The sequence below is a fragment of the Streptomyces sp. LUP47B genome (assembly GCF_001746295.1).
Classification (GTDB): Bacteria; Actinomycetota; Actinomycetes; order Streptomycetales; family Streptomycetaceae; genus Streptomyces.
In genome coordinates this window covers 487,868-508,205 of the sequence record NZ_MJAH01000003.1, presented here as the reverse complement: position 1 = coordinate 508,205, position 20,338 = coordinate 487,868, and the positions used below count along the sequence as shown (strand labels likewise).

General features: G+C 71.1%; 18 protein-coding genes. 4 read left to right on the top strand and 14 right to left on the bottom strand.

Annotated features, from left to right (window positions below; genetic code table 11):
* Nucleotides 1–24: 24 nt before the first annotated feature.
* The 6 genes from BFN33_RS53670 to BFN33_RS12780 form a co-directional block, all read right to left on the bottom strand.
* On the bottom strand, nt 25–357 hold the full coding sequence (locus BFN33_RS53670; RefSeq protein ID WP_256122737.1) for an aldo/keto reductase: 333 nt from the start codon (nt 355–357) through the stop codon (nt 25–27).
* A complete protein-coding gene (locus BFN33_RS53665) occupies nt 354–773 on the bottom strand; it encodes an aldo/keto reductase (protein WP_256122749.1) in 420 nt (139 codons plus the stop codon). Before BFN33_RS53665 ends, BFN33_RS53670 begins: the two co-directional genes overlap by 4 nt.
* Before the next feature lie 283 nt (nt 774–1,056).
* Nucleotides 1,057–2,445 carry an acyl-CoA reductase gene (locus BFN33_RS12795; RefSeq protein WP_069760068.1) on the bottom strand — a complete coding sequence of 463 codons (1,389 nt, stop codon included), beginning with the start codon at nt 2,443–2,445 and terminating at the stop codon, nt 1,057–1,059.
* A complete protein-coding gene (locus tag BFN33_RS12790) occupies nt 2,445–3,785 on the bottom strand; it encodes a hypothetical protein (protein WP_069760269.1) in 1,341 nt (446 codons plus the stop codon). Before BFN33_RS12790 ends, BFN33_RS12795 begins: the two co-directional genes overlap by 1 nt.
* A gap of 10 nt (nt 3,786–3,795) precedes the next feature.
* Nucleotides 3,796–4,521, bottom strand: a complete 726-nt coding sequence (locus BFN33_RS12785; protein ID WP_069760067.1) for an ABC transporter ATP-binding protein — start codon at nt 4,519–4,521, stop codon at nt 3,796–3,798.
* 11 nt (nt 4,522–4,532) lie between these two features.
* Entirely contained in the window at nt 4,533–5,777 is a 1,245-nt protein-coding gene (locus BFN33_RS12780) for an ABC transporter substrate-binding protein (protein WP_069760066.1), read from the bottom strand.
* 129 nt (nt 5,778–5,906) lie between these two features.
* On the opposite strand from BFN33_RS12780, the gene BFN33_RS12775 reads away from it, so the two are divergent.
* Complete coding sequence (locus BFN33_RS12775) at nt 5,907–8,603, top strand: ATP-binding cassette domain-containing protein (RefSeq protein WP_069760065.1); 2,697 nt, start codon at nt 5,907–5,909, stop codon at nt 8,601–8,603.
* A gap of 68 nt (nt 8,604–8,671) precedes the next feature.
* Here BFN33_RS12775 and BFN33_RS12770 read toward each other — a convergent pair whose 3' ends face one another.
* The 5 genes from BFN33_RS12770 to fabG all read right to left on the bottom strand — a co-directional run bounded on the left by BFN33_RS12770 (nt 8,672) and on the right by fabG (nt 14,188).
* A complete protein-coding gene (locus BFN33_RS12770; RefSeq protein ID WP_069760064.1) occupies nt 8,672–9,466 on the bottom strand; it encodes an SDR family NAD(P)-dependent oxidoreductase in 795 nt (264 codons plus the stop codon).
* A gap of 15 nt (nt 9,467–9,481) precedes the next feature.
* On the bottom strand, nt 9,482–10,690 hold the full coding sequence (locus BFN33_RS12765; protein ID WP_069760063.1) for an acetyl-CoA acetyltransferase: 1,209 nt from the start codon (nt 10,688–10,690) through the stop codon (nt 9,482–9,484).
* Nucleotides 10,690–12,126 (bottom strand): OB-fold domain-containing protein, encoded by a 1,437-nt coding sequence (locus BFN33_RS12760; protein WP_069760062.1) that lies wholly within the window; start codon nt 12,124–12,126, stop codon nt 10,690–10,692. The genes BFN33_RS12765 and BFN33_RS12760 overlap by 1 nt, the downstream gene beginning before the upstream one ends.
* A gap of 1 nt (nt 12,127) precedes the next feature.
* Nucleotides 12,128–13,378 carry an acetyl-CoA C-acetyltransferase gene (locus tag BFN33_RS12755; RefSeq protein WP_218108977.1) on the bottom strand — a complete coding sequence of 417 codons (1,251 nt, stop codon included), beginning with the start codon at nt 13,376–13,378 and terminating at the stop codon, nt 12,128–12,130.
* 63 nt (nt 13,379–13,441) lie between these two features.
* Complete coding sequence (fabG, locus tag BFN33_RS12750; protein ID WP_069760061.1) at nt 13,442–14,188, bottom strand: 3-oxoacyl-ACP reductase FabG; 747 nt, start codon at nt 14,186–14,188, stop codon at nt 13,442–13,444.
* Nucleotides 14,189–14,299: 111 nt separating this feature from the next.
* Between fabG and BFN33_RS12745 the strand changes: the two genes are divergently transcribed.
* The 3 genes from BFN33_RS12745 to BFN33_RS12735 all read left to right on the top strand — a co-directional run bounded on the left by BFN33_RS12745 (nt 14,300) and on the right by BFN33_RS12735 (nt 17,488).
* Entirely contained in the window at nt 14,300–15,526 is a 1,227-nt protein-coding gene (locus BFN33_RS12745) for an acyl-CoA dehydrogenase family protein (protein WP_069760060.1), read from the top strand.
* Between the two features lie 497 nt (nt 15,527–16,023).
* Nucleotides 16,024–16,275, top strand: a complete 252-nt coding sequence (locus BFN33_RS12740; protein WP_069760059.1) for a hypothetical protein — start codon at nt 16,024–16,026, stop codon at nt 16,273–16,275.
* A 13-nt stretch (nt 16,276–16,288) separates the two neighbouring features.
* Nucleotides 16,289–17,488 (top strand): flotillin family protein, encoded by a 1,200-nt coding sequence (locus BFN33_RS12735; RefSeq protein WP_069760058.1) that lies wholly within the window; start codon nt 16,289–16,291, stop codon nt 17,486–17,488.
* A 24-nt stretch (nt 17,489–17,512) separates the two neighbouring features.
* On the opposite strand, the gene BFN33_RS12730 is transcribed toward BFN33_RS12735, so the two are convergent.
* The 3 genes from BFN33_RS12730 to BFN33_RS12720 all read right to left on the bottom strand — a co-directional run bounded on the left by BFN33_RS12730 (nt 17,513) and on the right by BFN33_RS12720 (nt 20,303).
* Nucleotides 17,513–18,478, bottom strand: coding sequence for an alkaline phosphatase family protein (locus tag BFN33_RS12730; protein WP_069760057.1), 966 nt, complete (start codon nt 18,476–18,478; stop codon nt 17,513–17,515).
* Nucleotides 18,479–18,552: 74 nt separating this feature from the next.
* Nucleotides 18,553–19,422, bottom strand: coding sequence for a carbohydrate ABC transporter permease (locus tag BFN33_RS12725; RefSeq protein ID WP_069760056.1), 870 nt, complete (start codon nt 19,420–19,422; stop codon nt 18,553–18,555).
* The gene (locus BFN33_RS12720; RefSeq protein ID WP_069760055.1) at nt 19,419–20,303 is read right to left on the bottom strand and encodes a carbohydrate ABC transporter permease; all 885 of its coding nucleotides are present in this window, start codon (nt 20,301–20,303) and stop codon (nt 19,419–19,421) included. The genes BFN33_RS12725 and BFN33_RS12720 overlap by 4 nt, the downstream gene beginning before the upstream one ends.
* Between the last annotated feature and the right edge of the window lie 35 nt (nt 20,304–20,338).

The window sequence follows — 20,338 nt, the reverse complement described above, 5'->3', positions numbered from 1 at the left end:
CCTGTTCGGTGAGACCGCTCTGCCTCAGTACCGTGCGCCGACCACCTTGGCGGCCACGGCGTCCAGGGCCGCGAGGTCATCGGCGCTCAACTCGACGTCGAGAGCCGCGACGTTCTGCTCCAGCCACTTCACTCGCTTGGTGCCGGGGACGGGGGCCACCGGGATGCCGAGTCGCCCGCTCCGAGCGGCGACCCAGGCGAGGGCGACCTGTCCCGCGTGGGCGCCTCTGGCCTCGGTGATCTCCTTCACCGTGTCGGCGATGGCCTGATTTGCGGCGGCGGCTTCCACCGTGAACCTGGGGAGCCGGCGACGTCCGTCGTTCGCCGCCGGCGCGCCCGCGTCGAGCGTTCCGGTCAAGAAGCCGCGTCCCAGCGGAGAGTAGGCCACCAAGCTCCACCCAGTTCTGCGACCGCACCGGCGACAAGGGTCTCCGGCTCACGCGTCCACAACGAGTACTCGCTCTGCACCGCCGCGACCGGGTGAACCGCGTGCGCCGTCCGCAGTTGCTCGCCGCTGACCTCGGAGAGGCCCAGGTGGCGGACCTTGCCCTCGGCGACAAGCTCCGCCATGGCGCCGACCGACTCCTCCAGCGGGGCCTCGGAGTTGACCCGGTGGAGGTAGTACAGGTCGATGCTGTCGGTGCCGAGGCGCAGCAGCAACGCGTCGGCGGCGGCCTGGATGTAGTCGGGACCGTTCCTGATGACGACGTTGCCGCGACCGAGGCGCGCCGCGACGGCGCTATGGCGTCGGCCCGGCGGTGGGTCGCCGGACAGACGGCCCGCTACCGAGGTGGATCGCCGGTGTGAGCGCTGGGGGCGTCCCCGCCACCGGATCGACGCCCACCGGCGCCCGCCCCGCCGTCGCCCGGAGCTCTTCGTCCCGCGCGAGGTCGGACCAGCGCCGGTGTCCGCGGTCTTCCGGCCGGCCGGTCTCCCGGTCCGGGCGTGGCCCGGGGCGCCGGGTTCGCCGTGGTGGAAGCCGTCACTCGTCGTTGACCCACCGCATGAGCCGTTCCGGGCGTGGCGCGGGGCGCCGGGCTCGCCGCGGCGGAAGCCGTCACTCGTCGTTCACCCACCGCATGAGCCGTTGCAGCGGGTAGAAGCCGTCGTGGGAGAGGCCCGGCGGCATGCCGCCCGCCCTGCCGAGGGAGACCACGCGTTGCACGCCGGCGCAGGCGAGGGCGTCGCGCAGTTCCGCCTTGCGGGTGTCGGGGTACACGCCGACCGTCTGGGTGGCGACCCCGGCATGGGCGACCGCCTCGGACAGTGCGCCGACCGGGACGACGTCGACGATCTTCCCGTCGGGGTGGAAGTCCACCGGTTCCGGCGAGCGGATGACCAGGCCCCGGCCGTCGTAGCCGCCCCACACCCGGTACTCGGGATCCATGGAGCGCAGGACGTCGATCTCCTCGCGGAGCTCCCCGGCGACACGGGGGCCGCCGGCCGAGCTGAACTCCCTTGCCACGCCCAGGCGTTCGCACAGCAGGGCGGCGTAGCGGTCGGCGTCGTCCCAGGATCCCTCGACGAACTGGAAGCGGCTGGCCACACAGGCCTGCTGGTTGAAGAAGGTGGCGTCGGCGGCGCCCGCGTCGGCCGCCCGGGCCAGGCTCTCCTCGGACGCGAAGGCCTCGCGGCCGATCATCGAGATGGAGGTCTTGGGGTCGAAGGAGACGAGCTCGAAGCCCGGGCCGACGTACTTCACCGCGCTGCGGATGGTGGCCTCGCCGCCCCAGGCGACCAGCTTGTCGAAGAACTGCGGGCGGAACAGCACGCTCTCCACCGTCTCGTCGCCGCCGCGCCAGTACACCGCGGAGAACGACCGCACCACCGGGTGCCCGGGGGCGACCGCGGCCATGGTGCGCAGGATCGCGGTCGCGGTGAACAGGTCGTTCGAGGGCAGTTTCAGGAGGTTGACGCCCTTGGTGAGGGCGCCGCGCACGACGGACATCGCCGCGACTCCGGGTGCGTTGCCAGCGATGATGTGCACCAGGCGGGGCGGGAACGCGCGGGTGGCCGCGATCCGGTCGTCGGGCAGGCGTACCTCACGCCAGCCGTCGAGGACGTCCGCACCGCCGAGTTCGTGGTCGATCTGGGCGTACAGGCCGGGGCGTTGGAAGCTGCGCCACAGCACGGCGTAGGCGCGCTCCAGCACCTCCGCGGGCAGCGGGCTGACCGGGATCATCCGCTCCAGGGCTTCGGCGAGCAGGCCCGCGCGGTCCGCCTTGAGGGCCTCGCCGGTCTCCACCAGCAGGTCGATGATCTCGGCCACGGGCACGTGGAAGGCGGGGCCCGGTTCGGTGCGGGGCCACACGAGGCGGTCCAGGTCGAGGGCCGGTGCGGTGAACCGGCCGAGATCGACCGGGGCACTGTCGTCGACCTCGCCCCGGATCACGTGGACGACGGCCACGGATGCGGCCGTGGTGCCGTCGAGTGTCGTGCCGCTCATCAGTGGATCATCCCCCGCACATAGGAGTCGAGTGTCGCGGCGCAGGTGATCTTGTCGTCGCCGCCGAGGTCGCCGTAGCGCCGGATGTCCGGCAGGACCGTCGGTCCCGTGCGGCCGCAGGCGCACGGCGAGAAGTCCACGAAGACCCGGTCGCCGCTGATCAGCCCGCCCCAGCGGCCCTCCAGGGAGACGTCGAGGAAGGCGAACCGTCCCTCCACGACACCGTGTTCGGGGTTGAGGAGCCTCTCGCCCGGCTCGTCGAGCACCAGCGGGATCACCCAGGGCGGCACGTGGTAGTTGCCCTCCTCGCAGGCGAGGCAGGAGCCCTGCAGCTCGGTCATGCCGTAGCTGCGGACGCGGCGTACCCCGTCGTAGAAGGCGGTGAGCTGCTGCTGGTAGTCGTCGGGCAGGGCGCGGCCCTTGTTGCCGCCACCGCTGAGCACCAGTGTGTCCGGGTGCAGGCTGCCGTCGGGCACGCCGCGGGCGCGCAGGGCCTGGATGAGGGTGAACTGCTGGTTGTTCATGCCGGCGATCAGCAGCGGTTCGTCGCGGTGTGCGGCGATGTCGTCGACGATCGCGGTCATGGCCGCGCCGAGTTCCCCCTCGCGGGACTCGGAGGCGGCCTCGAAGGAGCTGATCTCCTGCGGGGTGGCGGTGCCCTCCGCGATCCGGCGGCGCAGCAGCGCGCTGCTCATCAGCTCGGACACCCGCATCTGGTCGTCGGTGAGCAGCCGGGTCTCGCCGGGTTGGGCGAAGACGTCGGCGTGCCAGCGGAAGCCGTCGATGGACCGCATCGGGCCGCTCGCGGGGGCGAGCAGATAGCCGCGGCGGGTGGGTTTCGGCGGCAGGGGGTCGGGCCAGCAGGTGAGGTTCTCCAGGATGTCGTGCAGGAAACTCAGGTCACCGGCATCGCAGTTGAGGAAGGAGACCTTCCCGGAGGTGCCGCTGGTGATGTACGGGCGGTGGCCGGCCGCGGTGATGCGGTCGGTCCACTCGTCGATGTCGCGGACGCCGTCCATGTCGACGTCGCCCGGTTCGACCGCGGACACGGTGGTGTACCAGCGCAGGAGCTGGTCCCAGCGGCCCGCGGTGATGAGGGAGACGGGGTACGACTTGTAGCTGGTGTGCGAGAACAGCAGCGGTACGAGGTCGTCAAGGCTCGTGACCTCGTCCACGCCGGTCTCGTCCGCCCGGGTGCGCAGCAGCGGAACGCGCTCCCGGTGGGCGGTGAAGGTCTCCCGGGCGGCCTCCAGCTGCAACGCGCCCAGTTCGCCGGCGGGTTGGTCGAAGGTGTCGCCGGAGAGGACGAGTGATCGGATCTGCTCGCGTGCGCCTGGCACAGCGTTCACCTCAATCAGTTGCGTACGTTGTCTTTTCCGCTGTGGTCTGCGCGAGGTACGAGGACTCGATCGCGTCCAGGTGTCCGCGCAGTTCCTTCGGGGTGCCGGTCATGGTGACGCGGCCGCGGTGCAGGACGTACACGCGGTCGGCGATGTCCAGCACCTTGCGCACGTGCTGTTCGACCAGCAGTGCGCCGAGGCCGCGGTCGGCCGCCTCGCGCACCGCGCGCAGGAGGCGGTCGACCACCAAGGGGGCAAGACCTAGGGAGAGTTCGTCCGCGAGGAGCAGCTTGGGCGCGCGGCACAGGGCGCGGGCCAGCGACAGCATCTGCTGCTCCCCGCCGGACAGCATGCCCGCGCCGGTTCTGAGACGCTTTTCGAGCTCGGGGAAGAGTTCCAGCGCCTGCTGGGACCTCACCCGGCCGACCCGCAGGTTGTCCGCGGTGTCTAGCCGGGTGAAGACCGCCCGCTCACCGACGTACGCCAGGCCCTGGCGGGCCCGGCGGTGCAGCGGTGCCCGGCCGGGCTCGCCCAGCCAGCGCACCTCGCCGCCCATGGCGGCGAGGCTGCCGGAGAGCGCCCGGAGGGTCGTGGTCTTGCCCGCCCCGTTGGGGCCGAGCAGGGCGACGACCTCGCCGGGCCGGACCTCGAGGTCGAGGTCGCGGACCACGGGCTGGCTGCCGTACCCGGCGGACAGGGAGCGTGCTTCTATCAGGGGTGCGTCGGTGTCCGGCACGGGCCTGCTCCTCAGCTGGACGGCAGGGCCGTCAGGACCTTGCGGACGTCGACGAAGGTCGATCCGGGCTTGGCCCACTCGATCTTCCCGTCGCGGATGGTCAGTTCGGTGGCGGTGGTGTTGTGGATGCGGTTCAGCCCCTTGATCGGCAGGGCCGTGGACGCCTTCCAGCTCAGCGGCGGGGTCAGACCGCCGGTGTCGATGCCGGCGGTGGTGTCGAGCTCCTGCACCAGAGCCTTAGCCGTGATCGTCGGGAGCGTCTTGGCGGCCTCGGTGAAGACCTTGAAGGCCACCCAGGTCGTCTCGTTGGCGCCGTTGGTGGTGTCGATGTCCTTGTCGCCCTTGGTGGCTGCGAGGAAGTCCTTCCAGGCGGCGTCGGAGGTGGGCGGGAAGTAGCCGGTGATCGCGGCGCCCTCCAGTGGGCCGCCGGCTCCGCCGGTGCTCTCGGCGAGCTGCGGGGTGAGGTTGCCGACGACGCTGCCGAGCTTCGTCTTGGCGCCTGACTGCACGTACGACTTCACGAACAGGCCCGAGGCGGTGCCCATGATGACGCTCACGCAGTCGGTGCCCTTGGTCGCGGCGGCGACCTGCGGGGCGAGGTCGGTGGCGGTGAGCGGCACCTTGATGTCCTTGGGCGCCGCTCCGCCGGCGGAGACCGCGCCGACGGTGAGGAACTGCGAGACGACGGCGGCGGCGGCCACGTCGTAGCGCACGCCGGAGATCTTCTTGCAGCCGTTCTGCACCAGTTGCCGGCCGTGGGCCGTGAAGATCACCGGGGTGCCGCCGTTGACCGGGAACGACAGCGGGTTGGAGAACTCGGCCGCCGAGACTCCGGTGCCGCCGAGGTACGGGATGCCGGCCTTCTGCAGGATGGGCATGTAGCGATCACCGGCGAGGCTGTAGGAGCCCACCACCGCGGCGACGTTCTCGGAGACCGCCTGCTGGGCGCACTTCTCGGCCTCGTCGGGGTTGTTCTTCTCGTTGCAGGTCAGCACCTTCAGGGGTGCTCCCTTGATGCCGCCGTTGGCGTTGATCCACTTCTCGTAGGCCTGGGCGGTGAGCCGGACCCCGGGCTGGGCGCTGCCCTGGGTGTCCTCCGGCGTCCAGACCATCACCTTGACCGGTGTGCCCTTCAGGGTGGAGGTCTCCTCTTTCGAACTGCCGGACGCGTCTCCCCCGCAGCCGGCGGCGAGCAGGGCACCGGCGACCGCGAGGCAGCTTGCTGCGGCGGTTCTGCGTCGGCGTGAGTGGTTCATGGTTCCTCCGCTGGGCTCGTCGTCGAGATGGCGAACAGCATGGGGTCTGTTTTGTGGTTAGTGAAGTACTCTCGGCACAATTATTTAAATGAATGCACTGTCTCGCCCCTGCCCTCGGGAGGTTCCTCGATGGACGACGTCCTGCGTTTCGCCCTGCTCGGCCTCGGGCTCGGCGCCCTCTACGCGCTCACCGCGCACGGCATCGTGCTGGTCTACCGGGGCTCCGGCGTCCTGAACTTCGCGCACGGCGCGATCGGCATGGCCGGGGCCTACGTCCAGTGGGAGCTCGCCACCCAGCACGGCGTGTCGTACTGGCCCGCCACCGCGTGCGGCGTGCTCACCTCCGCGGTGCTGGGCGTGCTCACCCACCTGTTGGTGCTCCGGCCGCTGCGCAGAGCGTCCTCGCTCGCCCGTCTGGTCGGCACCCTGGCGGTCTTCATCGTGCTCACCGCGATCGCCGTCAAGCGCTACGGAGACAGTCTGGAGCTGGTGCCGGGCAAGCTGCCCACCAAGCTGCTGACGATCGCCGGGGCGACGGTCTCCGAGGACCGCATGTGGCTGATCGGCATCGCGCTCGTCGCGACCCTGCTCCTGCACCTGCTCTACAAGCGCACCCTGTTCGGCCTGGGCACCAGCGCGGTCGCGGAGGACGAGGCCACGGCCGCCTCGCTCGGCTGGTCCCCGGACCTGATCGCCACCGGCAACTGGGCACTGGGCTCGGCGCTCGCGGGCCTGACGGCCATCCTGATCGTGCCGGTCATCGGCCTGTCGGTGACCGGACTCACCACCCTCCTGCTGAGCGCCCTGGCCGCCGCCCTGGTCGGCAGGTTCTCCTCGTTCCCCGTCACGCTGGCGGGTGGCCTGGTCATCGGCCTCGTACAGTCCGAGCTGACCCGGTTCGGCTCCGACGTCACCGGGCTCGCCGCCTCGGTGCCCTTCCTCTTCATCGCCCTGGTACTGGTCGCACGCGGCCGGGCGCTGCCGCTGCGCGGCACGTTCCTGGACCGGCTGCCCGGTCTGGGCACCGGCAAGGTACGCCCCCTGCCGTTGGCGCTCGCCGTCGTGGCCGGACTGGCGCTGGTGAGCCTGGCGACGCCGCTGTGGGCCGACGCGATCACCACCACCCTGGTGTTGTCACTGATCATCCTGTCGATCGTCGTGGTCACCGGGTACGCGGGACAGGTCTCTCTCGCGGCCTACGCCCTGGCCGGGACCGGCGCCTTCCTCGCCGGACACGCAGCGGCCGACTGGGGATGGCCGTTCGAACTCTGCCTGCTCGCAGGTGTGTTGGGCACAGTGCCGATCGGCCTGCTGTTCGCACTCCCCGCGGTCCGCACCCGCGGCGTCAATCTCGCGATCATCACGCTCGGCCTCGGCACCACGCTGGAGGCGATGGTCTTCCAGAACACCGATCTGTCGACGACCCCCGGCAGCGACGGCATCGCGGTGGGCAAGCAGACGCTCTTCGGGATCAGCATCTCGGGCGTCGACCATCCGCAGCGGTACGCCGCCGTGGTGCTCGTGCTGTTCGTCGCCGCCGCGCTCGTGGTCGCCAACGTGCGGCGCAGCCGGACCGGCCGCCGGCTGATCGCCGTACGGGCGAACGAGCGGGCCGCCGCCGCCCTCGGCATCGACGTCCGCGCCGCCAAGCTCTACGCCTTCGGCCTGTCCGCGGCCATCGCCGCACTCGCCGGAGTGCTCACCGGTTTCCGCTCGACCTCGGTCGTCCTGTCCGACTTCGCGAGCTTCAACTCCATCACCGCGCTCGGCCTCGCGGTCATCGGCGGTGTCGGTTTCCTCGTCGGTCCGCTGTTCGGCGCGACCTTCGCCGCGGGCACGGTGGGTGCCCGGTTCGGAGACCTCGTGCTGCCCGGGCTCAGCGAGTGGATGCCGCTGATCGGCGGAATCATCCTGGTGCTGACCCTGGTGGGCAACCAGGACGGCATCGGGAAGGGGCTCGGCAAACGGCCGGCCAGGAACCGACGCACGCTGCCCCAGCAGCGGCCGGCGACCGTCCCGACCGACGAGCCGTCAGCCGCCCGGACCGTGACCCGCGCCGCCCCGCTCCCCCTCCAGGTGCGGGACCTCACCGTCCGCTACGGCGGTGTCGTCGCCGTCGACGGGCTCTCACTGGACGTCGGGCCGGGCCAGGTCGTGGGGCTCATCGGTCCCAACGGCGCGGGCAAGACCTCCGCCATCGACGCGGTCACCGGCTTCACCCGGGCCGCGTCGGGCAGTGTGCGCCTCGGCGACCGTGACGCGACCCGGCTGCCGGTCCACCGGCGGGCCGCCGCCGGCCTGAGCCGGTCCTTCCAGTCACTGGAGCTGTTCGAGGACATGAGCGTCCTGGACAACCTGTACGCGGCCTGCGACCGGCCCGGCCGGTGGGCGTACCTCACCGACCTGGTCCGTCCCGGCAGCCGCCCGCTGCCGGCCCACGTACTCGTCGCGGTACGGGAGTTCGGCCTCCAGAACAGTCTGGACCGGCCGGTGGGCGACCTGTCGTACGGAGAGCGCCGGCTGCTGGCCATCGCCCGCGCGGTGGCGGCCTCGCCGTCCGTGCTGCTCCTCGACGAACCGGCGGCGGGCCTGTCGGACGACGAGACCAGGGAACTGGCCCACCTGGTACGGCGGCTCGCCGAGGAGTGGGGCATGGGGGTGCTGCTCGTCGAGCACGACGTCGACATGGTGATGAGCGTCTGCGACCAGGTCGTCGTCCTGGACTTCGGCCGCCGGATCTGCGCCGGTACGCCGGAGGAGGTCCGTCGCGATCCGGCGGTACGGGCGGCCTACCTGGGCGACCTGGAGCCGGAGACGCTGGCCTGAGCGTCCGGACGACGCCGAAAACCGGAGGCGCTGGGATCAGCGCCTCCGGTGGCCGTAACAGGGACTTGTCAGGCGTCGCGCAGGTCCGCGACATACGGCTGATGGGACAGCAGCCCGCCGTCCACGCGCAGCGTGTGCCCGGTGATGAAGGCCGACTCGTCGGAGGCGAGGAACACCACCGCCGACGCGACGTCCTCCGGACGCCCCAGGCGCGGCGTGAGGTGATGACGCAGCATCGCCTCCCGGATCGCCCCGTGCGCCGAACCGGAACTGGCCGGGGTGATGATGAACCCCGGCGCGATGGCGTTGCAGCGCACGCCCTGCTTGCCGTACTGGGTGGCGACGTACTGCGTGAGGTTGATGAGGGCGGCCTTGGACGCCCCGTACGCGGGATTGCGCAGGTCGCCGGAGAGGCCGGCGCCGGACGAGGTGTTGATGATGGAGCCGCCGCCGCGCGCGACCATGTGCGGGACGGCGGCCTGGATGGCGACCATCGTCCCGCGCAGGTTGATGCGCATCGTGTCGTCCCAGACAGCCGGATCGGCGTCCACGACGGCGAGGTCCTGGCGGGCGGCCAGATGCGTGGCGGCCGCGTTGTTGTGCAGGACGTCGAGCCCGCCGTAGGTCTCGACCGCCGTGGCCACCATGGCCCGTACGCTCTCCACGTCACCGAGGTCGACGGCGACCGCCGTCGCGGAGCCCCCGGCGGCACGGATCTCCTCCGTCACCGCCTTGGCGCCGTCGAGGTTCAGGTCGGCGACCACCGTGTGGGCGCCCTCGGCCGCCAGGCGGCGGGCGGTGGCCGCACCGATGCCGGACGCGGCCCCGGTGACGACGGCAATCTTGTCCTGGAGTCGCGTCATTGCGAATCGCCTTCTCTATTCGGTGAGTTGACTTCCGACGACCGACACGAACGAGACGCACTCGCCGGGTCCGCCGCCGAGGTTGTGGGTCAGGGCGAGCGAGCGCCCCTCGGCCACGGACTTCAGGGCCCGCTCGGCCGGTGCCTCGCCCCGCAGTTGCAGCCACGCCTCGAACATCATGCGCAGGCCGGAAGCGCCGATCGGGTGGCCGAACGCCTTCAGGCCGCCGTCCGGATTGACCGGCAGCGAGCCGTCCAGGTCGAACGCCCCACTGGCGACGTCCTTCCAGCCCTGACCGCGCTCGGAGAAGCCCAGGTCCTCCATCAGCACCAGCTCGGTGGGCGTGAAGCAGTCGTGGACCTCGGCGAGCGCGAGCTCGGTGCGCGGGTCGGTGATGCCCGCCTGCCGGTAGGCCTCCTGCGCGGAGGCGACGACCTCGGGGAAGGTGGTGAAGTCGTACTCCGGGTCGAGGAGCCCGTCGGCCGGCCCCGCGGCGAAGGACAGCGCCTTCACGAAGATCGGCTTGTCGGTGTACCGGTAGGCGTCCTCGGCGCGTACGACGATCGCTGCCGCCGAGCCGTCCGAGACGCCCGAGCAGTCGAAGACGCCGAGCATGCCCGCGACGATCGGGGCCGCCTTGATGCGCTCCGGCGGCACCTCCTTGCGGAACTGGGCGCGGGGGTTGCGGGCCCCGTTGTAGTGGTTCTTCCAGGCGATCCGGGTCATGACGTCCTTCATCTCCTCCTGCGCCAGGCCGTACTTGTCGGCGTAGGCGGGGGCGAGGAGGGAGAAGTTGGCCGGGGCGGTGATCTCACCGCGGCTGTCGTCGCCCGCGCCGGGGATGGCGGTGCCGGACAGCCCGGACATCCCGGAGTCCTTGAGCTTCTCGACCCCGACGGCCATCGCGACGTCGTACGCCCCGGAGGCGACGGCGTAGCAGGCGTTGCGCAGGGCCTCGGAGCCGGTCGCGCACATGTTCTCGACGCGGGTCACCGGCTTGTTGGGCAGGTGCAGCGCCCGGCTCAGGGTCAGCCCGGACACGCCGGACGCCTGGGTGCCGAACCAGTACGCGTCGATGTCGTCGAGGGTGATGCCGGCCGAGGTGACCGCCTCGCCGACGGCGTCGATCAGCAGGTCGTCCGCCGAGCGGGTCCAGTGCTCGCCGAAGGGCGTGCAGCCCATGCCGACGATCGCGACCCGGTCCCTGATTCCGTGCGAGCCCATCAGCGTGTCTCCTCAGCCTCGCCCGTCCGTACCGGCCGGGCCTTCCAGAAGTAGTTGTGGACGCCGGACGCCGTGACCGTGCGCCGGAAGGTCATCTCCACCCGGGCGCCGATTGCGGCGTCGGCCTCGGTGGCGTCGGTGAGCTGGCAGCGGAACCGGCCGCCGCCGTCGTAGTCGACGACCACGACGAGCATCGGCGGGCTCGGCGTGGCCGCCAGCCGGTCGACGGTGAACGTGGCGACCGTGCCCCGCACGTGTGCCATCGGCTCGTCGGTCATGGCGTCGACACTGTGGCAGGAGGTGCACACCCGGTCCGGCGGCAGATGCCGGGTGCCGCACTTCTCGCACCGGGAGGCGACGAAGCCGTACTTCCAGGCGGTGCGGCGGTGTGCGGGCGGGGCGTACGGCGGCTCGGGGTCCGGCCGGCGGGGCGGTTCGCGGTCGAGCAGACCGCGCCAGGACAGATAGGTGGCGTACGGCATCGGGGCGCTGCCCTGCGCGATCTGCTCGGCGACCGGGCGGGCCGCGCGGTGGGCCGGGAGCGCGTCGGTGGTGCGCAGCAGCAGGACTCCGACGCCGTCGCCGAGCACGACGAGGGCGATGGTCTCGCCGGGCCGGGCCCGGTCGAGGACATCGGCGAGGAGCAGTCCGGGCTGGGCTGTGCCGGCATTGCCGATCGCTCCGGCCAGATCCGGGGTCACCGCCTCGGGACGGACACCCGCGGTGCGCCGTACCGACGCGCACGCGCGTGCGTGCAGGCCCGCGACCACGAAGTGGTCGATCGATCCGACGTCTACGCCCGCGTGGTCGAGGGCCGCGGTCAGCGCCTTGTCCGCGAGGGACACGTAGATCTCCTCGGCGAAGCGCTCCTCCCAGACCCGGGAGACGGGCGCCCCCGGCAGCCGCCAGCGGTCGAGGATCTCGTCGCTGACCGTGTCGTGGGCGAGCAGCTCCGCGATGACGGGGGCGCCGTTGCGGTGTCCGCCGAAGACGAAGGCCGCCGCGCCGTCGCCGCCCGCGACCTCGTCGGTGCCGCCGGGCAGGCCGGTGCGCAGGTCGGACAGGACCGTCAGCGTCGGAATCGGGGAGCGGGCCGCGGTCAGCAGCGCGCCGAGACCCGAGCGGACGGAGCCGGCCATGTCGGCGGCGAGCACGTGCTCGTCCAGGCCGAGCGCGGCGTGCACGGCGGTCGCGTTCGTCTTGTCGAGGTAGGCGGGGGCGGCGGTGGCGAGGAAGAGCTGGCCGATGCGTCCGCGCAGCCCGTCACGGGCCAGGGCGCCACGGGCCGCCTCGACGGCCATGGACGTGGTGTCCTCGTCGTAGCCCGCGACCGCGCGGGTGCCCTTGCCGCCCCGCGATCCCAGTACGGCGCCGACGTCGGCCCGGGCGAGACGGTGGTACGGCACGTAGGCGCCGTATGCGATGAGTCCGGCCATATCAGCGTCCTCCATGAGCGTGGGTGGTGTCGGTGGGCCGTTCGAAGACCGCGGCCAGGCCCTGGCCGCCGCCGAGGCACATGGTCTCCAGGCCGTAGCGGGCCTGGCGGCGGTCGAGTTCGCGCAACAGGGTGGCGAGGATACGGCCGCCGGTGGCGCCGACGGGGTGGCCCAGCGAGATGCCGGAGCCGTTGACGTTGAACCGTTCGAAGTCGGTCGGCGTCAGATCCCAGGCGCGGGTGCAGGCGAGTACCTGGGCGGCGAAGGCCTCGTTGAGTTCGATCAGGTCGATGTCGGCGAGCTTCAGGCCCGCCCGTTCCAGGGCCCGGGCGGTGGCGGGCACGGGGCCGATGCCCATCGTCTCCGGCGGTACGCCGACCACGGCCCAGGAGACCAGACGGCCCAGTGGGCGCAGGCCCAGCTCGGCGGCCCGGTCGGGGTGGGTCACGACGCAGAGCGCCGCGCCGTCGTTCTGGCCGCTGGCGTTGCCCGCGGTGACGGTGGCCTCCGGGTCCTGGCGGCCGAGTACGGGACGCAGCTTCGCGAGCTTCTCCAACGAGGAGTCGGGGCGCGGGTGTTCGTCGGTGTCGACGACCGTGTCACCCTTCCGGGTGCGTACGGTCACGGGCACGATCTCGTCGGAGAACCGGCCCTCCCGCTGGGCCGCGACGGCCTTCTCGTGGGAGCGCAGGGCGAGTTCGTCCTGTTCCTCGCGCGGGATGGCGTACTCGCGCCGCAGGTTCTCGGCGGTCTCCAGCATGCCGCCGGGGACCGGGTGGTTGACTCCTCCGGACGTGACGCGCCCGCGCGCCAGCCGGTCGTGCAGGGTGGTGCCGGCCCCGCGCACGCCCCAGCGCACCCCAGTCGTGTAGAACTCGGCCTGGCTCATGGACTCGACGCCCCCGGCCAGCACGAGGTCGCTCGCGCCGGTCTGCACCTGCATCGCGGCGGTGATGATCGCCTGGAGCCCGGAGCCGCAGCGACGGTCGATCTGCAGTCCCGGCACCTCCACGGGCAGACCGGCGTCCAGGGCGGCCACGCGGCCGATGGCCGGGGCCTCGCCGTTGGGGTAGCACTGGCCCAGCAGGACGTCGTCCACGGCGGCGGGCGGTACGCCGGTGCGTTCCAGCACGGCGCGTACGACCGTGGCGGCGAGCTCGGCCGCCGTCACGTCGCGGAAGACGCCGCCGTAGCCGCCGACGGGGGTACGCAGGGGTTCGCAGATCACTGCGTCACGCAGGGGGGCGGGCATCGGCTGGGCCTTTCTTCGGTCGTGTCGTGAGTCGTGCGGGACGTACGGGGATGCGGTCGGCGCTCACATGTACCGGCCGCCGGTCACCTCGAGCACGGCTCCGGTGACGTAGCTCGCCAGGCCGGAGGCGAGGAAGAGGACGGCCTGGGCGACCTCGGCGGGTTCGCCGGCGCGCCCCATCGGGATCTCGGCGAGCTTCGCGTCCCAGGCGGCCTTGGGCATCGCCTCGGTCATGGCGGTGCGGATCAGACCGGGCTGCACGGCGTTGACGCGGATGCCCGCTTTCGCGAGCTCCTTGGCGGAGGCCTTGGTGAGGCCGACGAGTCCCGCCTTGGCGGCGCTGTAGTTCGTCTGCCCGAAGTTGCCGACCTTGCCGGCGATGGAGGAGATGTTGACGATGCTGCCGCCCCGACCATGCGCGCGCATCGCCTCGGCGGCGTACCGGGTGCCGTTCCAGGCGCCGGTCAGATGGACGTCGACCACGGCGCGGAAGTCGGCGATTGCCATCTTGCGCAGGGTCGCGTCCCGGGTGATCCCCGCGTTGTTGACCATCACGCCGACCGGTCCGAAGGTGTCGGTACAGTGGGCGACGAGAGCCGCGACCTCGTCCTCGTCGGTGACGTCACAGCGCAGCGAGGTGGCCGCCACGCCGTTCTTGGCGAGGCGTTCGGCGGCTTCCGCCGCCGCGTCCGCGTTGATGTCGCCGAGGACGACGGACGCCCCCTCGGCGCCGAGGACTCCGGCGATCTCGAAGCCGATGCCCTGTGCGCCGCCGGTGATCACCGCGTTGTGGCCGTCCAGCAGTCCCATGTCAGCCCGTCCTGGCTCGACGCTATTCCTCTCAAATAGATAACCTATTATGCTGAAACAATCAATACAGCGATCGGCTGGGTGAGCGGGCCGGACGAGGAGAGACGCCAGGTGGACATCAGCTATCCCCCCGAGACCGAAGCGTTCCGCACCGAGGTCAGGGCCTTCCTCGCCGAGACACTGCCGCCGGACTGGAAGGGCATCGGCGCCCTCGACGAGGAGGCGGCCTGGGCCTTCGCCCGGGACTGGCGCCGGCTGCTGGCCGAGCGCCGCTACCTCTCACTGACCTGGCCCGAGCAGTACGGCGGCCGGGGCCTGACCAAGCTCCACCAGGTGGTGCTCATGGAGGAACTCGCGCTGGCCGGTGTGCCGTTCGGGTTGCCGCAGGACACCTTCGGCGTGAAGATGCTGGCCAACACGCTGCTGCGCTGGGGCACGGACGAGCAGAAGGCCCACTTTCTCCCCCGCATCCTCAGCGGCGAGGACACCTGGTGCCAGGGGTACTCGGAGCCGGACGCGGGCTCTGACCTGGCCTCCCTGCGGACGCGCGCGGTGCGTGACGGTGCGGAGTGGGTGATCGACGGCCAGAAGGTGTGGACCTCCGGCGCCCATCACTGCGACTGGATCTTCGTCCTGGCCCGCACCGACCCGGACGCCTCCAAGCATCGAGGCATCTCCTTCCTGCTCGTGCCGCTCGACCAGCCGGGCGTCGAGGTGCGGCCCTTCCGCATGATGAGCGGACAGCTGCACTTCAACGAGGTCTTCTTCAACGGCGCCCGCACCCGCGCCGACCTCGTCGTCGGCGGCGTCGACAACGGCTGGACCGTCGCCCAGAGCCTGCTCGGCGTGGAGCGCGGGGAGGAGGCGGCGACCAACCCGATCCTCTTCAAGGCGGAGGTGGAACGCCTCGTCGAGCTGGCACGCATGTACGGCAAGGACCAGGACCCGGTGATCCGGCAGCGCATCGCCTGGTGCTGGTCCAAGGTCGAGATCATGCGCTATCTCGGCTACCGGATCCTCACCGGCTGGCTCAAGGGCGCCGACCCGGGCCCCGAGACGTCGATCGCCAAGCTGTACTGGAGCGAGTACCACACCAAGGTCACCGACCTCGCGATGGACATCATGGGCCTGCACGGCCAGGTACCGGTCGGCCGCCCGCCCCTGCGCACCTACCGCACCGACGACCCCGGCGCCGCGAACTCCTCGGCGTCCTGGTCGACGACGTACCTCATCGCCCGCTCCGGCACCATCTACGCGGGGACCTCCCAGGTGCAGCGGAACATCCTCGCGGAGAAGGTACTGGGACTGCCGCGCGAGCCGAGGGCAGCGGCGGGTTAGGCCCCGGTCGGGGGCTGCGCCGACCGCTGGGGTGGGCCGCGCCGGAGGCTGGCCGGTTGCTGCGGTGGACCACGTCGGAGGCCGTATCGGCTGCGGCGGCGGACCRCGYCGGAGGCCGCATCGGCTGCGGCGCCGGACCGCGCCGGKGGCTGGCTGGCTGCGGCGGTGGACCGCGCCGGAGGCTGTGCCGGCTGCGGCGGCGGACCACGTCGAAGACCGCATCGGCTGCGGCGCCGGACCGCGCCGGAGGCTGCGCCGTATCGGCTGCTGCGGTGGGCCGCGCCGGGGTCTGGCCGGCTGCTGCGGTGGACCGCTTCGGAGGCCGCATCAGCTACGGCGGGTGGACCGTGCCGGAGGCTGTGCCGACTGCGGCGGCGGACAGCTTCGGAGGCTGGGCGAGCCGAGCGTGACGGGCTGGATCGTCATGCCCGTTGGGTCCCCGGCCGCAGTGGGTCTATCGTCGGGATCCTGGGACCAGACGATGGAGGGCGGCCGTGATGCCGCAGGACGAGGCCGTGATCGGCTGCACGGGGACAGTTCTGATCGGAACTCGCGGATCCGCGGGTCCCGGCGAGATCCTCGTGCGCGTCAGAGGCGGCTCCGAGACCTTCCTCGCCTGGTCCGAGGATCCCCTGCCCACCGGAGCGACCGTGCTCGTGATCGAGTCGCGTGGCTGTCGCGAGGTCGGCGTCATCGAGTGGGCGGATCCATTGGACGCGCTCGGCGGCGACCCTGCCGGCGCCGATTGAGGGGTAGTAGACAATGTTCGGTTACCGCGTTCCCGCTCCCGACGAGGCAATGCTGATCTCGGGGGGCCGGCGGGGACTGGGGGGCGCGCCGTTCCGAGTGGTGACGGGGCACGGCAAGTTCGTGCTCCCGATCTTCCGAAAGACCCGTTTCCTGACCCTGTCGATGTGCGAGTCCGAGGTCACCGAGACCTGTGTGACCCGGCAGGGCATCGCGCTGCACGTCCGTGCCGTCATCGCCTTCAAGGTCGGCAACGACCACGAGAGCATCATCAACGCGGGCCAGCGGTTCCTCTCCGACCAGGACCAGATGTCGGTGCTGACCGGCCGGATCTTCGCCGGTCACCTGCGGGCCATCATCGGCTCGATGACGGTCGAGGAGATCGTCACCGAGCGACAGAAGCTCGCCGCGGAGGTCCTGGACACCTCGAAGACCGAGATGGCGAAGATCGGCCTGATCGTGGACTCGCTGCAGATCCAGTCGATCGACGACGGCGACACCGGCTACATCGACGCGATGTCCGCCCCGCACAAGGCGGCCATCCAACGGCAGGCCCAGATCGCCCAGGCCCAGGCCACCCAGGCCTCGGTAGAGGCGGAGCAGGTGGCGGCCCGTAACCAGGCCGAGTACGCCCGGCAGACCGCCGTGGTCAAGGCGGAGTACTCGGCCGAGGTGGACCGCGCCCAGGCGAGGGCCGCGCAGGCCGGGCCGCTGGCGCAGGCCCACGCCCAGCAGGAGGTCCTCGACGCCCAGACGGAGCTGGCCCAGCGGCAGGCGAAACTGCGCCAGCAGCAGCTGGTGGCCGAGATCGTGAAGCCCGCCGAGGCCGAGGCCGAACGGATCAGGGTGCTCGCCGCCGCCGACGCGCAGCGGATGAAGATCCAGGCGGAGGCCGCAGCCTCCTACGACCGGGTCGCGCTCGACCGGATGCTGATCGACCAGCTCCCGCAGATCGTGAAGGAGGCCGCCGGCGGCCTCGCCGGCGCCAACGTCAACGTGCTCAACGGCGCGGACGGTCTCGGCGAGATCGCCGCCGGCCTGGTCTCGCAGGGCCTGACGATCCTGGACTCGGTCCGGCAGAACCTGAACGGCCAGGACTCCTCCGACGGCCGCCGTCCCGCGGACAGCAACGGCGACGGCAACGGCAACGGCCTGCTCCAGTTGCACGCGCGCAAGGACGGCAAGGGCGACGACGGCCGGGTCGACGTCGACTGAGTCGGTTCCCGCGATCGGCAGCCCCTAGCCGGGCCCGGGCAGGACGCGGCCTTGCAGACCCCAGGCGGGGTCGATGGGGACGCCGAGACGGTCCAGGACGGTGGGGGCCAGGTCGATGAGGCGGGGTGTGTCGAGCAGGGTGCCGCCGGGCATGCCGGGCTCGGCGAGGATGACGAAGACCTCTCGCTCGGCGCGGGTGTCGCCGCCGTGGCCACCCGTGTCGAGATGGCCGTGGTCCGTGGTGACGAGCACTGTCCAGTGCTCGTCGGCGCGGCCGGGGTGGGAGCGTCGGGCGGCGATCGCGTCCAACAGCCGCCCGAGGTGGGCGTCCTGGGAGAGGAGAGCGTTGTCGTAGGCGGGGCTGAGAGGGCCCGTGGCATGACCGGCTTCGTCGGCGGCGCCGAAGTACACGAACACGGCGTCCGGGTCGCCGTGCGTGAGCCAGTCCGCGGCGGTGTCGGCGACGACGCGGTCCGCGGCTTCGTAGCCCTCCGCCTCACCGTCGTGGAGTACCCGCAGGCCGATGGCGGGGCCGAGCGTGCCGCGGTGGACCAGCTCGGGCCACGACACCGCCGCCGCGGTACGCAGATCGGGCCGGGCGGTGACGGCGCGGCTGAGGAAGTCGGGATAGGTCGAGTAGTCGGCGCCGGTGAAGTCGTTCCCTGTCACCCCGTGACGGTCGGGCCACACCCCGGTCAGCACGCTCGACCAGCCCGGTCCGGAGTCGGTGTAGGCCATGCTGGTCGACGGCCCGTCCTCCGCCTGCCCGTCCACCTCGCCGTAGGGCAGCAGACTGGTGCCGTAGGAGCCTGCCGCCATGAGCCCCTGCAACACCGGCGCCGTGGACGGCGAGCGAAGCGACAGGGGGATTACCCGGCCCGGAGGCTGAGGCAGGGTCAGCCGGTCGAAGCGCACCCCGTCCAGTCCCACCACGAGCACCTTGCCGCGGTCACCGGGCGCCGGCCGCCCCGGCGGATGGACATCCGTCATTCCTCACCTCTCTGCCTCTCCACTTCCCTCGACGCGGGGGAGCCGCCTCCTCCCCGTCCGGGTCGACAACGGCTTCAGCTGCCCTGCACGGCACCTTCCGTCGCGCCCGCGATGAAGCCTCGGGCGAAGATCGAGAAGACGATCAGCATCGGGACGGAGGCCATGAGCACACCGGCCATCACCATGCTGTAGTCGGTGTTGTGGGCGACGTTGAGCTGGGCGAGCGCCACCTGCAGCGTGACGTGGCCGGGCTTGGTGAGCACGACGAGCGGCCAGATGTAGTCGTTCCAGGCGTTGACGAAGGCGTAGATGGCGAGGAAGGACAACCCCGGCTTGATCATGGGCAGCGTGATGTTCCAGTACTGACGGAAGAACCCGGCGCCGTCGATGCGGGCGGCGTCGAGGAGTTCGTCGGGCACGCCGGTCTGGATGTACTGGCGCAGCCAGAAGATGCCGAAGGCATTGGCGAGGGCGGGCGGGACCAGTGCCCTGAGCGTGCCGACCCAGCCGATCTTCGAGACGAGGATGAACTGCGGAAGGATGCCCAGCTGCAACGGCAGCATCATGAACCCCAGCAGCGCGGCGAAGAGCACCCTGCGTCCGGGGAAGTCGAACTTGGCGAAGGCGAAGGCGGCCAGGGAGTCGACGAACAGCACCAGGAGGGTGGTGACGGACGCGACGACGATGGTGTTGAGCATCGACCCGAAGAAGTCGATGGTCTTGAGCATGTGCCGGATGTTCTCCAGCAGATGGGAGCCGAAGGTCAGTTTCGGCGGGCTCTTGTAGATGTCCTGGGTGGTGTTGGTCGCCATGATGATCGTCCACACGAACGGGAAGACCGAGATCAGGACGGCCAGGATGAGGAAGACGTGCGCGCTCAGGCCCCTGGGGCGTCGGGACCGCCTCGCATCCACCGCCCTCGGCGTCGTGTCCGCTGCGGTCATGTTTTCCTCCCTCGTTGCACGATGCGCCAGTTGATGAGGACCAGCACGATGATCAGTACGAAGAAGGCCCACACGATGGCCGCGCCGTAGCCGTAGTCGTTGTTGACGAAGGCCGACTGGTAGAAGTACAGCAGCGTGGTCAGGCCCGCCTGGCCGGGACCGCCGAGGCTGGGGTTGGCGGCCTCGCTGGCGAAGAGGATCTGGGGTTCGCTGAAGCTCTGCAGGCCGTTGATGGTCGAGATGATGACGGTGAACAGGATGATGGGCCGCATGATCGGCATGGTGATCTGGAGGAAGGTGCGGACCGGGCCGGCGCCGTCCAGCTTGGCCGCCTCGTAGATCTCCTTCGGGATGGTCTGGAGCCCGGCCAGGTAGATGATCATGTTGTAGCCGGTCCACATCCAGGTCATCAGGAGCGCGATGACCAGTTTGATCAGCCACGGGTTGCTCAGCCACGGGACGGGCGAGATGCCGACCGTGTCCAGGATCGCGTTGACCAGGCCGAAGTTGTTGCTGAAGACCGCACCGAAGAAGATCGCCACGGCGACGATCGAGGTCACGTTCGGCACGTAGAGGGCGATGCGGTAGAAGCCCTTGAAGCGGCGCACCGAATGCAGCAGCGTCGCCAGGACCAGGGCACCGACGAGCGTGGGCACGGTGGAGAGGACCCAGATCACCAGGGTGTTGCGGATGGACAGCCAGAAGACCGGGTCCTTCCACAGGAACCGGAACTCCTGGAGCCCCACGAAGTGCATGTCGCCGATGCCGTCCCAGCGCTGGAAGGCCAGATACAGCGAGTAGAGGACCGGGAAGAACGAGAAGCCGAGGAAGACCAGGTAGAAGGGCGAGATCGCCAGGTACTGCCGCCAGTGGGACAGCACCCCGCGACGCCTGACCCGTGAGGCGCCCGGGGGCG

Excerpts from the sequence above, each read along its gene's own strand:
- BFN33_RS12755 (WP_218108977.1), bottom strand. The coding sequence starts at position 13,378 with ATGCCCGCCCCCCTGCGTGACGCAGTGATCTGCGAACCCCTGCGTACC.
- BFN33_RS12725 (WP_069760056.1), bottom strand. The coding sequence starts at position 19,422 with ATGACCGCAGCGGACACGACGCCGAGGGCGGTGGATGCGAGGCGGTCC.
- BFN33_RS12770 (WP_069760064.1), bottom strand. The coding sequence starts at position 9,466 with ATGACGCGACTCCAGGACAAGATTGCCGTCGTCACCGGGGCCGCGTCC.
- fabG (WP_069760061.1), bottom strand. The coding sequence starts at position 14,188 with ATGGGACTGCTGGACGGCCACAACGCGGTGATCACCGGCGGCGCACAG.
- BFN33_RS12780 (WP_069760066.1), bottom strand. The coding sequence starts at position 5,777 with ATGAACCACTCACGCCGACGCAGAACCGCCGCAGCAAGCTGCCTCGCG.
- BFN33_RS12795 (WP_069760068.1), bottom strand. The coding sequence starts at position 2,445 with ATGAGCGGCACGACACTCGACGGCACCACGGCCGCATCCGTGGCCGTC.
- BFN33_RS12730 (WP_069760057.1), bottom strand. The coding sequence starts at position 18,478 with ATGACGGATGTCCATCCGCCGGGGCGGCCGGCGCCCGGTGACCGCGGC.
- BFN33_RS12775 (WP_069760065.1), top strand. The coding sequence starts at position 5,907 with ATGGACGACGTCCTGCGTTTCGCCCTGCTCGGCCTCGGGCTCGGCGCC.
- BFN33_RS12735 (WP_069760058.1), top strand. The coding sequence starts at position 16,289 with ATGTTCGGTTACCGCGTTCCCGCTCCCGACGAGGCAATGCTGATCTCG.
- BFN33_RS12760 (WP_069760062.1), bottom strand. The coding sequence starts at position 12,126 with ATGGCCGGACTCATCGCATACGGCGCCTACGTGCCGTACCACCGTCTC.
- BFN33_RS12765 (WP_069760063.1), bottom strand. The coding sequence starts at position 10,690 with ATGGGCTCGCACGGAATCAGGGACCGGGTCGCGATCGTCGGCATGGGC.
- BFN33_RS12740 (WP_069760059.1), top strand. The coding sequence starts at position 16,024 with ATGCCGCAGGACGAGGCCGTGATCGGCTGCACGGGGACAGTTCTGATC.